The 14,323-nt window shown below is 65.2% G+C and carries 11 protein-coding genes and 1 tRNA gene; 10 read left to right on the top strand and 2 right to left on the bottom strand.

Annotated elements, in window-relative coordinates:
* Positions 1-334: 334 nt before the first annotated feature.
* Positions 335-2,500, bottom strand: coding sequence for an AAA family ATPase (locus ACJQWL_RS03950; RefSeq protein ID WP_330967615.1), 2,166 nt, complete (start codon positions 2,498-2,500; stop codon positions 335-337).
* 557 nt (positions 2,501-3,057) lie between these two features.
* Here ACJQWL_RS03950 and thrS point away from each other — a divergent pair.
* The 10 genes from thrS to ACJQWL_RS03900 all read left to right on the top strand — a co-directional run bounded on the left by thrS (position 3,058) and on the right by ACJQWL_RS03900 (position 12,251).
* A complete protein-coding gene (gene thrS, locus ACJQWL_RS03945) occupies positions 3,058-4,959 on the top strand; it encodes a threonine--tRNA ligase (RefSeq protein WP_330967616.1) in 1,902 nt (633 codons plus the stop codon).
* Between the two features lie 92 nt (positions 4,960-5,051).
* Positions 5,052-5,576: a translation initiation factor IF-3 gene (gene infC, locus ACJQWL_RS03940; protein ID WP_411300765.1), complete on the top strand. Its 525-nt coding sequence runs from the start codon at positions 5,052-5,054 to the stop codon at positions 5,574-5,576.
* Between the two features lie 307 nt (positions 5,577-5,883).
* Positions 5,884-6,081: a 50S ribosomal protein L35 gene (rpmI, locus tag ACJQWL_RS03935; RefSeq protein ID WP_166295503.1), complete on the top strand. Its 198-nt coding sequence runs from the start codon at positions 5,884-5,886 to the stop codon at positions 6,079-6,081.
* Positions 6,082-6,093: 12 nt separating this feature from the next.
* The gene (rplT, locus tag ACJQWL_RS03930; protein ID WP_330967618.1) at positions 6,094-6,453 is read left to right on the top strand and encodes a 50S ribosomal protein L20; all 360 of its coding nucleotides are present in this window, start codon (positions 6,094-6,096) and stop codon (positions 6,451-6,453) included.
* A 225-nt stretch (positions 6,454-6,678) separates the two neighbouring features.
* Positions 6,679-7,689 (top strand): phenylalanine--tRNA ligase subunit alpha, encoded by a 1,011-nt coding sequence (gene pheS / locus ACJQWL_RS03925; RefSeq protein WP_330967619.1) that lies wholly within the window; start codon positions 6,679-6,681, stop codon positions 7,687-7,689.
* Between the two features lie 60 nt (positions 7,690-7,749).
* Positions 7,750-10,137, top strand: coding sequence for a phenylalanine--tRNA ligase subunit beta (gene pheT / locus ACJQWL_RS03920; protein ID WP_330967620.1), 2,388 nt, complete (start codon positions 7,750-7,752; stop codon positions 10,135-10,137).
* 50 nt (positions 10,138-10,187) lie between these two features.
* Entirely contained in the window at positions 10,188-10,490 is a 303-nt protein-coding gene (locus ACJQWL_RS03915) for an integration host factor subunit alpha (RefSeq protein ID WP_330967621.1), read from the top strand.
* Positions 10,483-10,839, top strand: a complete 357-nt coding sequence (locus ACJQWL_RS03910; RefSeq protein WP_223676046.1) for a MerR family transcriptional regulator — start codon at positions 10,483-10,485, stop codon at positions 10,837-10,839. The genes ACJQWL_RS03915 and ACJQWL_RS03910 overlap by 8 nt, the downstream gene beginning before the upstream one ends.
* A 50-nt stretch (positions 10,840-10,889) precedes the next feature.
* Positions 10,890-10,966: transfer RNA gene (locus ACJQWL_RS03905), tRNA-Pro, on the top strand.
* A gap of 136 nt (positions 10,967-11,102) precedes the next feature.
* A complete protein-coding gene (locus tag ACJQWL_RS03900) occupies positions 11,103-12,251 on the top strand; it encodes a TraB/GumN family protein (protein ID WP_411300729.1) in 1,149 nt (382 codons plus the stop codon).
* Between the two features lie 54 nt (positions 12,252-12,305).
* Here ACJQWL_RS03900 and dxs read toward each other — a convergent pair whose 3' ends face one another.
* Positions 12,306-14,243, bottom strand: coding sequence for a 1-deoxy-D-xylulose-5-phosphate synthase (dxs, locus tag ACJQWL_RS03895; RefSeq protein WP_330967622.1), 1,938 nt, complete (start codon positions 14,241-14,243; stop codon positions 12,306-12,308).
* Positions 14,244-14,323: the final 80 nt, after the last annotated feature.

Raw genomic sequence — 14,323 nt, 5'->3', positions numbered from 1 at the left:
GTGGAGCGAAAACCAGCGTCCAATTGTGTCGCAGCGACCCGGCGCGTTACACCTGACGCTCTGGAGGTGCGGTGTAGCCGGACTCACGCTAACCCAGTGCCAAAACAGCGGTGGGGCGACGCGCGATCGACCACGACATCTCTATCGCCGATTTCCCCGTCTATCGGATCAACCTGCCCTCAGGTGGCCGCGCTGAGAATCTGCGGCGGGGCAGCCGGCCGCGTTTGCTCGCGGTCAGCAGGGGTAGTCACGCCATGGCCTAACTACCATCGTGACGGCGATATACCTATTGTAAGCGTCACGTGCCGTGACCGTCGGCGAGAAATCCATAAAATCAATGAAGCTCGCGTACGTCGGTGAACAACCGGCGCAGGTGACCGTCCGACATATCTAGGATGGGTTCGTACATGAAAGAATTTAGATGAATGTTCTCCGGCGTCATCAATGCTACGCGCTGCAGAATGCTCAGTGTCGCACGCTCAGACGGAAAGAGTTCCTGAAACTTACGAACAAGAGTGCCGGTCTGGTTGGACATAATACCCTCTAAGAATTCTTGATCATTTATGCGGGAGGCCATAAACCTTTCCGCGGTCAGGCGCGTGGCAATTGCAAGCACGACTTTGTTGGGGAAGTTTATGCCCTCCGGCGCACTCAGGCAGTGTGCCGCCTCTTCCTCAATGAGGGCGACCACCCCTTGTGAGGGATTCGCCGACGTTCCGTTTGTGCCGAATAGGCCGTTGTAGATTGCGTCTAAGTCCGACACTAATATCGTCCCCGAGTCGGCTTTCCAATGTAGCAACGAGGTCAGTTTCAAGAACTCATGGTCGCTTTCGCCGCGGGTGTACTCAATTAGGTTTCGCATAAATGAAATGCACGCGAGCATTTTAAGCGAACTGGAGAAGAAGGCCTCCTTCCAATCCCTGATGAACACGTTCTTGACGCCTTCCGCGGGCATCAGCTCGACACCCGCACTGGTTTTGGCGACCATCCGACAATTGGGATAACCGACGAATCGGCTCTCCACGGTGCGATAGAAATCGAAGTTGTGCGTGAGAAGGATTTGCTTAAAGTGCGGCCCCTGGGCGATGTCCATTAGATACTGGATAATCGCGTACTTATTCTTGTAGTCAAACGAATCCGCGATGTCATCAACCACCATTAGCGTGTCCTGACCCGCCTTCTTCCTCGCTTCTATCTCAAATAGCACGTTGAGCACGTAGAGGGCCTTTTTCTCACCCGTGCTCAGCGACTGAAGCAGGGACGCTCTATCTACAGGGGCCTGCTCGGTGCCGTCGTCGAACACAAATCCCAAGCTGAGCATCTCCTCTAACCCGAGGATCACGTCCATCCGGTTCGATACCTTTAGGCGGAATGGCACGAAGAATCGTGAGTTGAAGATGTCGATCACGTCTTCCCACTGAGTTCGCTCGCGCTGGGCCTGTTGCTCGATTTCTTTCCTACGTGTTTCTGCCGCCTGGTACTTGTCTAGCAGCGCCTTGTACTCGGCATGGCAGGTGTCAATGTATGCTTTCCAAACCTCCTGTCGGAAATCTGCCATATTTGCAAACTTGGTCAGCAATTCCTCGTGATCAAGCAAATATGCTTCGAATTCACGCACAGTCACATTCTTCTGAATTAGTTTCTCGATCTCTGCAAATTTCTTGCGCAGTTCTTGGTCGTTGCTGATCGCATCCTTCTCAGCGGCGATCAGCCTCTCAAGCTGCTCTTGCGTGGTGATCTCGATGGTCTCGCTGGCATTGAGATTAATTGAATGTTGGGCTTTGAAGAAACCGTTATCTGCTAGCTGCTTGGCCACCTGTGTGGCGTTGTAGTAGTTGAAGACCCCTTTCTTAAAGTAGGTCGAGGCCGCCAGCAATTCGTTATGCTTCTTGATGAAATCGTCGATGGCGGTCCTAAAGTCCTTGGTCTCAAGGAAGCCTAAGACTTTCTCGTCGAAAATCAGGTCATAGGGCACGTCTCGCAGCATTGATTCTGGCCCGTCAGCGACTTCGTCCTTGATCCTATTCAAAGCGACATAGAGTTTGTCTGGCGCCGCCGTGAAGACCATTGAGATCTCCTTTGATACATCGCGCTTGGTCTTGGATCGATCTCGCACCGCTGCGAGAAATTCCGCCTTTGCTGATTCGATTTCGGCATGCAGTTCCTCGTACTCGTGGCGCAGTTCAGGATTCACTAACAATGTGGAGGTGCGCGCCGAGTGCCCGACGGTCTCGTCATAGGGACGAATGACGAGGACACTTTCCCGCGAGATATCTACGCCCGTCTCGTCCTTCACGATGCGCTTAGTCACGCGGCTTGCGAAGATGCGGTCTCTCGACGGCTGGTCGCTCGCAATGTCGTGGAACGTTTGCGCAAGCGAACTCTTCATCGAGCCGTTCGGGGCATAGATGGCGATCGCTTTGGTCCTGGAAAAATCTAAACTCGCTTCCAGCTTACGAATCCCGTAGCAGTTCTCGAGGTCAATGGTCAGTACGTTCATATCGCCCCCCTGGTGTTGGCGCGTTACCGGCAGTTGTAATTCATCGTTCTTTTTACTAATCCGGATTTCAATGAGTCGATTAGCAGCAAGTTCCCTGTGACGCGGGCTAGAGGATATTAGGGGGGGCTTCGTATCAAGCACTGCGACACCCCAGCTTCGCCGTTCATCTGAGTTGAGCGCAATTTGATGGCCTCGACGCATAGACATACGACAGGGCAGGGCATAACGCAGTGGCTCGACACGGAATCGATGACCGCCAAGCTACGAGGAGCCGGAGTTCTTGTTGTCCGGCCCTGGAGCCGCCTGTCACGCGACCGGGCTGGTGTGGGTAGAATCGCCCCCTGACTCCCCCTACCCGGGTGGCCCGCGGAAACGCCGGCCGAGCGTGCGACATGAGCACTACCATCGCCCCCTGTTGACCCGCCCGAGGCTGCTTGGACACAGGCGCCCTCGCGGCGCTTTTTTGTTGCCCACCCGCCGGCGCGTCGCGCGCCACGGGCCCGGCACCTCCTGCACAGATCGCGGCTGAGCCCGCGCCCACCGATTCGAAGGCCCCCATGATCACGATCACCCTCCCCGACGGCAGCCGCCGCGAATTCGAACAGCCCGTGTCCGCCATGGACGTGGCCCAGTCCATCGGCGCCGGGTTGGCCAAGGCCACCGTGGCCGGCGAAGTCGATGGCCGGCTGGTGGATGCCTGCGACATCATCGATCGCGACGCCACGCTGCGGATCATCACCCCCAAGGACGCCGAGGGCGTGGAGATCATCCGCCACTCCTGCGCCCACCTGGTGGGGCACGCGGTGAAGCAGCTCTACCCCGAGGCCAAGATGGTCATCGGCCCGGTGATCGAGGACGGCTTCTACTACGACATCTGGAACGCCCGGCCGTTCACGCCCGAGGACATGGCGGCGATCGAGCAGCGCATGGCCGAGCTGATCGACACCGAGTACGACGTCATCAAGAAGGTGACGCCGCGCGACGAGGTCATCGCCACGTTCAGCCAGCGCGGGGAGGACTACAAGCTGCGGCTGGTCGAGGACATGCCCGACGAGCAGGCGATGGGGCTGTACCACCACCAGGAATACGTGGACATGTGCCGCGGCCCGCACGTGCCCAACACACGCTTCCTCAAGGCCTTCAAGCTGACCCGCATCTCCGGCGCCTACTGGCGCGGGGATTCCAAGAACGAGCAGCTGCAGCGCGTCTACGGCACCGCGTGGGCCGATCCCAAGCAGCTCAAGGCCTACATCCTGCGGATGGAGGAGGCCGAGAAGCGCGACCACCGCAAGATCGCCAAGCAGCAGGAACTCTTCCACCTGCAGGAAGAGGCCCCGGGCCTGATCTTCTGGCACCCCAAGGGCTGGGCGATCTGGCAGGCGGTCGAGCAGCACATGCGCCGGGTGTACCGCGAATCGGGTTACCGCGAGGTGCGCTGTCCGCAGATCCTCGACGTGTCCTTGTGGAAGCAGTCCGGCCACTGGGACAACTACAAGGACAACATGTTCTTCACCGAGTCGGAGAAGCGCACCTACGCGCTCAAGCCGATGAACTGCCCGGGCCATGTGCAGGTGTTCAACCACGGCCTGCACAGCTACCGCGACCTGCCCATCCGCTACGGCGAGTTCGGTGCCTGCCATCGCAACGAGCCCTCCGGGGCGCTGCACGGCATCCTGCGGGTGCGCGGCTTCACCCAGGACGACGGCCACGTGTTCTGTACCGAGGAGCAGGTCGAGGCCGAGGTCACCGCGTTCCACCAGCAGGCGATGCAGGTGTATGCGGACTTCGGCTTCAGCGACGTACAGCTGAAGATCGCCCTGCGCCCCGAGCCCCGGCTCGGTGACGACGCCACCTGGGACAAGGCCGAGGCTGCGCTGCGCTCGGCCCTGCGCTCGGCAGGGGTGGAGTGGGAGGAGCTTCCGGGCGAAGGCGCGTTCTACGGCCCGAAGATCGAGTACCACCTGCGCGACGCCATCGGCCGGACCTGGCAGCTGGGCACCATGCAGGTCGACTTCATGATGCCGGCCCGCCTCGGCGCGGAATACGTCGACGAGCACAGCCAGAAGCGCCACCCGGTCATGCTGCATCGCGCCATCGTGGGCTCGATGGAGCGCTTCATCGGCATCCTGATCGAGCACCATGCCGGCCAGCTGCCCCCGTGGCTGGCCCCGGTCCAGGCGGTGGTGATGAACATCACCGATGCACAGGCGGAGTATGTGGACGAGGTCCGGAAAACCCTTGCAAATCAAGGGGTACGGGTCGAGGCGGATTTGCGGAACGAGAAGATCGGACGTAAGATCCGCGAGCACACGCTGCAACGGGTGCCATACCTGCTGGTGGTCGGCGACCGCGAGCGGGATAATGGGGAGGTTGCCGTGCGCACGCGGGGAGGGGAGGATCTGGGGACGATGAGCCTCACCGGATTCGCTTCGCGTCTACGCGACGAGCACGTGCGTTGAGCCAGTTTTACCCGTCCGCGCCCTAACAGCGGAACCCGAACACGCCCGGCCGCGGATTGCGGCCGGTTTCGATCCACACCGGAGATTGCAACATCAGTACCCCCGACAAGCGGAACCGCAAGAACCAGGAGATCCGCGTACCCCGAGTGCGCGTGATCGGCAGCGATGGCGAGATGGTCGGCGTGCTGACGCGCGACGAAGCGCTGGCGCTCGCCCAGGAAGACGGGCTGGACCTGGTCGAAATCCAGCCGCATGGCGACCCACCGGTCTGCCGGGTCATGGACTTCGGCAAGTTCATGTTCGACCTGCAGAAGAAGGCCAACGCGGCCAAGAAGAAGCAGAAGCAGGTCGAGATCAAGGAAATCAAGTTCCGCCCGGTCACCGACGAGGGCGACTACCAGATCAAGCTGCGCAAGATGCGCGCTTTCCTGGAGGAAGGGGACAAGATCAAGGTCAACATCCGCTTCCGTGGCCGCGAGATGAGCCACCAGGAGCTGGGCCGCGAAATGGCCGCGCGCATCGAGGCCGACCTGGGCGAGGACATCGTCATCGAGTCCCGTCCGCGCCTGGAAGGCCGCCAGATGGTCATGATGATCGCGCCCAAGAAGAAGACCTGAGCGGTTCAATCCGCCCACGGTGCCGCGCGGTATGGGCGCACAGGACCTGGAGGCGCCCAAGGGCGCCTTCGTCAGTCTTGCCCGCCATGCGGCCCGGCGGCATGCCCTTGCCGAAACGCATGATTTGCAAGCAAATCGCGCCGCTGCCATAATGCGCGGCCCGGTTCGCCGGGTTGGTTGTATGCACCATCAGGACCAGTCGATTGATGCCTTATGGATCAACGACTTACAAGCCGGCAGGGCAGGACGGAAAGAGTGGCCACGCCACCGCCCCCGCCAGTGACGAAATCTCCGAAAGGACATCGCAATGCCCAAGATCAAGACCCATCGGGGCGCGGCCAAGCGCTTCCGGAAGACAGCTTCCGGCAAGTACAAGTGCGGCCACGCCAACCGGAGCCACATCCTCACCAAGAAGGCGACCAAGCGGAAGCGCAACCTCCGGCAGACGAACCATGTTCGTGCCGAGGACGCGGGCCGTCTGGACCGCATGCTTCCCTATTTGTGAGGAGACTGAGCAATGGCACGAGTTAAACGTGGTGTACAGGCGCGTCGCCGCCACAAGAAAATCCTGAAGCAGGCCAAGGGCTACTACCACGCCCGCCGCAAGGTCTTCCGCGTCGCCAAGCAGGCGGTGACGAAGGCCCTGCAGTACGCCTACATCGGCCGCAAGCAGAAGAAGCGCAATTTCCGTTCGCTGTGGATCGCCCGCATCAACGCGGCATCCCGCGCCAACGGCATCAGCTACAGCCGCTTCATGAACGGCCTGCTGAAGGCCGGCATCACCCTGGACCGCAAGGTGCTGGCCGACATCGCCGTGCACGACGCGACGGGTTTTGCCGCGCTGACCGAGAAGGCCAAGGGCGCGCTCGCAGCGTAAGGTGTCGCGTCGCGTGGCACCGGGTCCCGGTGCGCGCGGTCGGACAACCGGGGTACACGCATGGGGAAGGGCGCAAGTCCTTCCCCATGTTTCGTTTTGCAACAGGGGTCGGTGGGAGCGCCCTGAGCCGCGCTTGGATATGAGGTCGCGCGAGCGGTCACGCGCTTGCCGCTGAGGCCGCTCCTACAGAAGCATTGGCATTGCGCCTGTGACAGGAATCCGCGCATGAGTGATATCGAGAACCTGACCGCCCGGGCCCTTGCCGACATCGCTGCGGCCGACTCGCCGCAGGCGATCGAGGGCTTGCGCGTGGCACTGCTGGGCAAGGCCGGCTCCGTCACCGCCCAGCTCAAGCAGTTGGGGTCTTTGCCTGCCGACCAGCGCAAGGCCGCAGGCGAAGCCATCAACAAGGCGCGCGACGCGCTGGGCAGTGCCCTGGCCGAACGCAAGGGCGCCCTGGACGATGCGGCGCTCGACGCGCGACTGGCGTCGGAAACCATCGACGTGACGCTGCCCGGGATCGATGCGGAGCGCGGTGGCCTGCACCCTGTCAGCCGCACGCTGGAGCGCATCGCCGACATCTTCGGCCGGCTGGGCTTCGAGTTGGCGGACGGGCCGGAGATCGAGGACGACTGGCACAACTTCGAAGCCCTCAACTTCCCCCCGCACCACCCGGCGCGGGCGATGCACGACACGTTCTACTTCGATGATGGCCGCCTGCTGCGCACGCACACCTCGGGCGTGCAGGTGCGCTACATGCAGGACCTGCTCGCACGCGGCGGCAAGCCGCCGCTGCGCATGATCGCCGCCGGCAAGGTCTATCGAAGCGACAGTGACCAGACCCACACGCCGATGTTCCACCAGGTCGAGGGCCTGCTGGTCGACGAGCACGCCAGCTTTGCCGACCTCAAGGGCACGCTGGCCGAGTTCGTCCGTGCGTTCTTCGAGCGCGACTTCCAGATGCGCTTCCGCCCGAGCTATTTCCCCTTCACCGAGCCATCGGCGGAGGTCGACATCGCCTGGCAGCAAGCGGATGGATCGACCCGCTGGCTGGAGGTGCTGGGCTGCGGCATGGTCCACCCCAACGTGCTGCGCAACGTCGGCATCGATCCCGAGCGTTACACCGGTTACGCCTTCGGGCTGGGTGTCGAGCGCTTCGCGATGCTGCGCTACGGGGTCGATGACCTGCGCAGCTTCTTCGACAACGACGTTCGGTTCCTGCGTCAGTTCGCCTAGCTCCCTGCTTCCCCTCCCGTTGAAGGGAGGGTCGAGCCCCTCGCGCCTGGATGACCCGCGATGAAGTTTTCCGAAAACTGGCTGCGCCAGCATGTGCCCACCACCGCCACGCGCGATGAACTCGTCGCCACCCTGACCGCGATAGGTCTGGAGGTCGAGGAGGTCACCGCGCTGGGCGACTCGCTTGACAGCGTCGTGGTGGCGCAGATCGTCTCCGCGGAAAAACACCCCGAAGCCGACCGCTTGCAGGTGTGCCAGGTCGATACCGGCGCGGGCACGGTGCAGATCGTGTGCGGCGCGCCCAACGCGCGCGCGGGGCTCAAGGCGCCGTTGGCCATGGTCGGGGCGGTGCTGCCCGGCGGCATGGCGATCAAGGCGGCCCGTCTGCGAGGCGTCGAATCGGCCGGGATGCTGTGCTCGGGCAAGGAACTGGCGGTCGACGCCGATGCCTCCGGGCTGATGGAGCTGCCGTCCGACGCACGCGTCGGCCAGCCTCTGGCCGAGGCGCTGGGGCTGCCCGACGCGAGCATCGAGATCAAGCTGACCCCCAACCGCGCCGACTGCTTCGGCGTGCGCGGCATCGCCTTCGACGTGGCCGCCGCTTCCAATGCGGAGGTCGCGGCGATGGACGTCGCGCCCGTGCCGGCGACGTCCGATGCCCGGTTGCCGGTCGAACTGAATGCCGGTGCCGATGCGCCGCGTTATTGCGGTCGCGTGGTCGAAGGCGTTGATGCGTCGGTGCCGACGCCGTTGTGGATGGCCGAGCGGCTGCGCCGCAGCGGCGTGCGGCCGGTGTCGTTGCTGGTGGACATCACCCAGTACGTGATGCTGGAGCTGGGCCAGCCGATGCACGCCTTCGATCGGGACCTGCTGCAGGGGCCGGTGGGCGTGCGCAAGGCTCGCGCGGGCGAGAAGCTGGCGTTGCTTGATGGCCGAGAGGTCGCGGTGGACGACGGCTTCCTCGTCATCACCGACGCCGATCGCGCCGTGGCACTGGCGGGCCTGATGGGGGGGCTGGACACGCGCGTGACCGACGCCACCCGCAACGTGTTCCTGGAGTCGGCGCACTTCGCGCCCGCCGCCATCATCGGCCGGGGCCGCAAGCTGGGCCTGCACACCGAGGCCGGGCATCGTTTCGAGCGCGGCGTCGACCCGGAACTGCCGCGCACCGCGATCGAGTACGCAACCCGCCTGTTGCTGGACATTGCCGGCGGCGCGCCGGGCCCGGTCGTCGAGGCGACGGTGGCCGCGGCGCTGTCGCAGCCGACGGCCATCAGCCTGCGTCGCGCCCGCCTGGCCCGGGTGCTGGGGCTGGAGGTGGCCGACGGCGAGGTCGAGCGCATCCTCGGGGCTCTGGGTCTGGACGTCGAGACCATCGGCGAGGGATGGCAGGTCACGCCGCCCAGCCGCCGCTTCGACATCGCGATCGAGGAAGACCTGATCGAGGAGATCGCGCGCATCCACGGCTACGACGCCGTGCCCACCACGCTGCCGGCCGGCGCGTCGGCGCTGGTCGCTCCTGGCGAGGGGATGGTCGACGAGGCCACGTTGCGGCGCCAGATGGCGAGCCGTGGCTACCTGGAGGCGATCAACTACGCCTTTGTCGAGGCCGACCTGCTCGACGCATGGGGTCTTGCCGATGGCGCGGTGACGCTGGCCAATCCGCTCAGCGCCGAGCTGGCGGTGATGCGCACGGCGTTGCTGCCGGGGCTGGTGGGCGCACTGGGCCGCAACGCCGCGCGCCAGCAACCGCGCGTGCGGCTGTTCGAACTGGGCCACGTGTTCCAGGGTGGCGCCGTGGGCGGGTCTCCGGACCAGACCCAGCGCCTGGCTGCGGTCGCATGTGGCGAGGTCGCCCCCGAGCAATGGGGCAGACCCGCCGCACCGGTCGGGTTCCATGACCTCAAGGGCGACCTGGAGAGCCTTGCCGCGGCCACGGGCGCCGAGCTGGAGTTCCGACCCTCGAGCCAGGCCTGGGGACACCCGGGGCGCTCGGCCGATGTGTACCGGATCGATGGGGAGGGCGCCGGGCTCATCGGCTGGATCGGCCAGCTGCATCCGCGCCTGCAGCGCGCGCTGGAACTGGACGTGGACGTGGTGGCCTTCGAAGTGGACCTGCGTCCGCTGCAGCGCCGCGCGTTACCTGTTGCCAGCGCCACTTCGCGCTATCCGTCCGTCCGCCGGGACCTCGCGTTCGTCGTCGCGCAGGACGTGCCCTGGACGCTGCTGGAAGGTGCGATCCGGCAGGCCGCGGGCCCGTCGCTGCGGGATCTCGTGCTGTTTGACCGCTATCAGGGCAAGGGTGTGGAAACAGGTTGCAAGAGTCTCGCTATGGGCTTGATTCTGCAGGAGGATTCGCGCACCCTGACCGACCGCGACGTGGAAGACGTCGTGGCCCGGGTGGTGGCGGCGCTCAGCCGTGACCACGCGGCGAAGATCCGGGGATAGGGGACCACGGCGCGCGCATCTTCCGCACGCCGAACCGTTCGAGATTGAAGATGGCATTGACCAAAGCCGAGATGGCCGAACGTCTGTTCGACGAGGTCGGGCTCAACAAGCGCGAAGCCAAGGAATTCGTCGATGCGTTCTTCGACGCCTTGCGCGAGTCGCTCGAGCAGGGCCGACAGGTCAAGCTCTCGGGCTTCGGCAACTTCGACCTGCGGCGCAAGAACCAGCGCCCGGGCCGCAACCCCAAGACCGGCGAGGAGATCCCGATCTCCGCGCGGACCGTGGTGACGTTCCGTCCAGGGCAGAAGCTCAAGGAGCGGGTCGAGGCCTACAGCGGAGACGCCCGTGCTTGACCCCGGCAGCAACCGCGAGCTCCCGCCGATCCCGGCCAAGCGCTACTTCACCATCGGCGAGGTCAGCGAGCTGTGCGACGTCAAGCCGCACGTACTGCGCTATTGGGAAACCGAGTTCCCCAGCCTCAACCCGGTCAAGCGCCGTGGCAACCGCCGCTACTACCAGCGCCACGAGGTGCTGATGGTGCGACAGATCCGCGGGCTGCTGTACGAGCAGGGCTATACCATCGGCGGGGCCCGCCTGCGGCTGGAAGGCGAAGCCGGCAAGGACGAATCCGCGCTCAGCTCGCAGATCATCAAGCAGGTGCGGATGGAGCTGGAGGAAGTCCTGCAGCTGCTGCGCCGCTGAGGCCAAACGGCTATACTCTGCGGCCGCCGCGAGGCGGTCCAAGTAGTCATCGGGGCGTAGCGCAGCCTGGTAGCGCACCTGTCTGGGGGACAGGTGGTCGTCGGTTCAAATCCGGCCGTCCCGACCAACTTGGTGCAGCATCGACGAAAGCCCGGCCCTGGCCGGGCTTTTTTGTGTCGAACGGGCGGGAACTCGCCCCGCGCCGCGTGGTCGGACGCTCGCACCCATGCAGGGTGCGCCCCCGTTACGAAAAGGAGTTCGCGATGCGTTGTTCTGTTGCCGCGGCGATGGCCGTCCTGCTGATTGCATCCGCGGTGCCCATGCCGGGTGCCGCCCAGGCCGGGGACCCGGTCGATCCCGTCTCGTCATCTGCCACCGGCGCCCCGGCGACGGTGGGCCCTGCAGATCCGATCCGCGACCTCGCGCCGTTGGTGGTGTCCGGGGTGCAGCCTGGACCGGCCCTGTGGAAGGTGTCGCGTGGCGGCCACGTCATGTGGGTCCTGGGGCTGGTGGCGCCGCTGCCCCGCGAGATGGAATGGCGTTCGACCGAAGTCGAGCAGGTGATCGCCCAGGCCGACGCGGTGTTGCAGGCCCCCGTGTGGGCAGTCAACTCGGACGTGGGTGTCTTCAAGGGCCTGAGCCTGCTGCCGGCCGCATTACGGGCACGGCGCAATCCCGACCGGGCCGAACTGGCCGATGTCCTGCCCGCGACGCTGCATGCCCGATGGGAGGTCCAGAAGGACCGCTACCTGGGTTGGGAGCCCGGCATCGAACGTTGGCGGCCGATGTTCGCGGCCGAGAAGCTGGAACGAAAGGCGATGGAGCGGCTGGGTCTGGACGGCGAGGTGGTCGCGCCCGTGATCGCGGCGGCGGCCAAGCGCTCCGGCGTGGAGCAGGTCCGGGTGGTGCTCGAGACCAAAGTTGAGGCCCCGCGCGAATTGTTGAAACGCTTCAACGGGGCCGATCTGGATGACGTCGCATGCCTGGAGCGCACAGTGGACCGGTTGGAAAACGAGCTGCCGATGCTGGTGGCCCGCGCCAATGCCTGGGCGGTCGGGGACCTGGCGGAATTGCGGCGCCTGCCGCAGGGCAATCCCCTCTCCAGCTGCCTGACGACCGTGCTCCAGAGTGAACTGGGCCGATCCCTTGGGTATGCCGACATGGAGGCCAGGATGCGCGATACCTGGCTGCAAGCCGCCCAGAAGGCCTTGGCCGAACATGCGGTCAGCCTGGCGATGCTGCCGATGCGCCAGGTACTGGGCGGGGACGGCTACCTGGCGGCGCTGGAACGGCGCGGATTCACCGTACTCGCGCCCGACGCCAGCGACGAGGTCGGGCTTTCGGAAGATACGTCGCCAAGGGACGAAGCGGGTACCGGTTCCCAGGTGTCGCGGGATAGCTCGCCGGAATGACCGATCCCATGGGTGCTGCCCGCATCGCGCGGGTGGCGTCCACGGGCCATTGGGTCAAGCCCGGCGCGAGGCCCCCGCGGTCGCCGGCCGGGCCGGGTCGGCCGCCAGGTCCGGCCAGCGCCGGAGTACGGCAGCCCTGATTCCGGCGACGTCCAACCCCGCGTCGGCCAGCAGTTGCTCGCGGCTGGCGTGGTGCTGGAACGCATCGGGCAGGCCGAGGTGGACCACCGGCATCACTACGCCCTCGGCCGCGAGCAGTTCGGTCACGCCGCTGCCTGCGCCGCCGGCGACGACGTTGTCCTCGAGGGTGACGAAGCCCTCGTGGGAGGCGGCCAGTTCCAGCAGGAGGGCGCGGTCGAGCGGTTTGACGAAGCGCATGTTGACCACGGTGAGGCCGAGTTCGCCGCCCACCTCCTCGGCTGCCGCCGTCACTGCGCCGAAGGCGAGCAATGCAACGCGCTCGCCACGCCGGCGAACCTGGGCGCGTCCGACCGGGAGCGTGTCCAGCGTCGCCTGCACCGGGACACCGGGGCCGCTGCCGCGCGGGTAGCGCACCGCCGCCGGTCCCCGGAAATGATGGCCGGTGCTCAGCATCCTGCGGCACTCGTCCTCGTCGGCGGGGGTCATCACCACCATGTTCGGCACGCAACGCAGGTAGGACAGGTCGAGGTTGCCGGCATGGGTTGCACCGTCGGGGCCGACCACGCCGCCGCGGTCGATCGCGAACAGCACGTCCAGTTCCTGGATCGCGACGTCGTGCACGAGCTGGTCGTAGCCGCGCTGCAGGAACGTCGAGTAGATCGCGCACACCGGCTTGGCGCCCTCGCACGCCATGCCGGCAGCCAGTGTCACCGCGTGCTGCTCGGCGATCGCGACGTCGAAGTAGCGCTTCGGATACTCCCTCGAGAAACGCACCAGGCCCGAGCCTTCGCGCATGGCCGGGGTGATGCCCAGCAGCTTCGGGTCGGCGGCGGCCATGTCGCAGATCCACTCTCCGAACACATCGGTATAGCTGGGCTTCTTGGCGGCGGCGGTGCTCACCAGGCCCTGCACCGGGTCGAAGGGGCTCACCGCGTGGTACCCGATCTGGTCGCCTTCGGCCAGTTCGTACCCCTTGCCCTTGGTGGTGATGATGTGGAGCAGCTGCGGGCCCTTGAGGTCCTTCAGCGTCTTCAGTGCGCCCATCAGCGCGCCCATGTCGTGGCCGTCGATCGGCCCGGTGTAGTGGAAGCCGACCTCCTCGAAGAACGTCGAGGGCACGAACATTCCCTTCCAGTGCTCTTCCCAGCGGCGCACGAATTTCGCCGCGGGCCGGCGCTTGTCGCCCAGCAGCTTCTTGCCGCCTTCGCGCAGGGCGTTGAGCGTCCGGCTGCCGGTCAACCGCCCGAGCATCCGGGTCAATCCGCCGACGTTTTCGGAGATCGACATCTGGTTGTCGTTGAGGATCACCAGCAGGTTCGGCTCCTCCGTACCCGGGTCCTCGCCCATGCCGCCAGCGTGGTTCAGGGCCTCGAACGCCATGCCTGCGGTCATCGCGCCATCGCCGATCACCGCCACCACCTTGCGATCGTCATCGGCCTGCTGAAGGGCGATGGCCATGCCCAGCGCGGCCGAGATCGAAGTGGAGGAATGGCCGACGCCGAAGGTGTCGTACTCGGACTCCTCGCGCTTGGGGAACGGCGCCACGCCGTCCTTCTGCTTCACCGTGTGGATGCTGTCTCGGCGGCCGGTCAGGATCTTGTGCGGGTAGGTCTGGTGGCCCACGTCCCAGACCAGGCGGTCGACCGGGGTCTGGTACAGCCAGTGCAGGGCGACAGTGAGCTCGATCACACCCAGCCCCGCGCCGAAGTGGCCGCCGACCTTGGCGACCTGTTCGATCAGGTAGGCGCGCAGCTCGTCGGCAATCTCGCGCAGTTCCCCTTCGGGGAACTCGCGCAGGTCTTCAGGCACCTGGATTCGCGAAAGGCGCGGGTAGCGGAGCGGATCGATCATCACGTGGGGGACCGGCGACAGTCCGCCATTGTCCTGCCCGCGGCGGGCACGGGCAAGGCGAGGGTCGGGCGGTGCGATGC

The sequence above is a fragment of the Novilysobacter viscosus genome (genome assembly GCF_046600715.1).
In the GTDB taxonomy this organism is placed as follows: domain Bacteria; phylum Pseudomonadota; class Gammaproteobacteria; order Xanthomonadales; family Xanthomonadaceae; genus Lysobacter_C; species Lysobacter_C viscosus.
This window is presented reverse-complemented; position numbering and strand designations above follow the sequence as displayed.

Bases quoted from the DNA above. Each gene is read 5' to 3' on its own strand.
- ACJQWL_RS03950 (WP_330967615.1), bottom strand. From the start codon at position 2,500: ATGAACGTACTGACCATTGACCTCGAGAACTGCTACGGGATTCGTAAG.
- thrS (WP_330967616.1), top strand. From the start codon at position 3,058: ATGATCACGATCACCCTCCCCGACGGCAGCCGCCGCGAATTCGAACAG.
- rpmI (WP_166295503.1), top strand. From the start codon at position 5,884: ATGCCCAAGATCAAGACCCATCGGGGCGCGGCCAAGCGCTTCCGGAAG.
- rplT (WP_330967618.1), top strand. From the start codon at position 6,094: ATGGCACGAGTTAAACGTGGTGTACAGGCGCGTCGCCGCCACAAGAAA.
- pheS (WP_330967619.1), top strand. From the start codon at position 6,679: ATGAGTGATATCGAGAACCTGACCGCCCGGGCCCTTGCCGACATCGCT.
- pheT (WP_330967620.1), top strand. From the start codon at position 7,750: ATGAAGTTTTCCGAAAACTGGCTGCGCCAGCATGTGCCCACCACCGCC.
- ACJQWL_RS03915 (WP_330967621.1), top strand. From the start codon at position 10,188: ATGGCATTGACCAAAGCCGAGATGGCCGAACGTCTGTTCGACGAGGTC.
- ACJQWL_RS03900 (WP_411300729.1), top strand. From the start codon at position 11,103: ATGCGTTGTTCTGTTGCCGCGGCGATGGCCGTCCTGCTGATTGCATCC.
- dxs (WP_330967622.1), bottom strand. From the start codon at position 14,243: ATGATCGATCCGCTCCGCTACCCGCGCCTTTCGCGAATCCAGGTGCCT.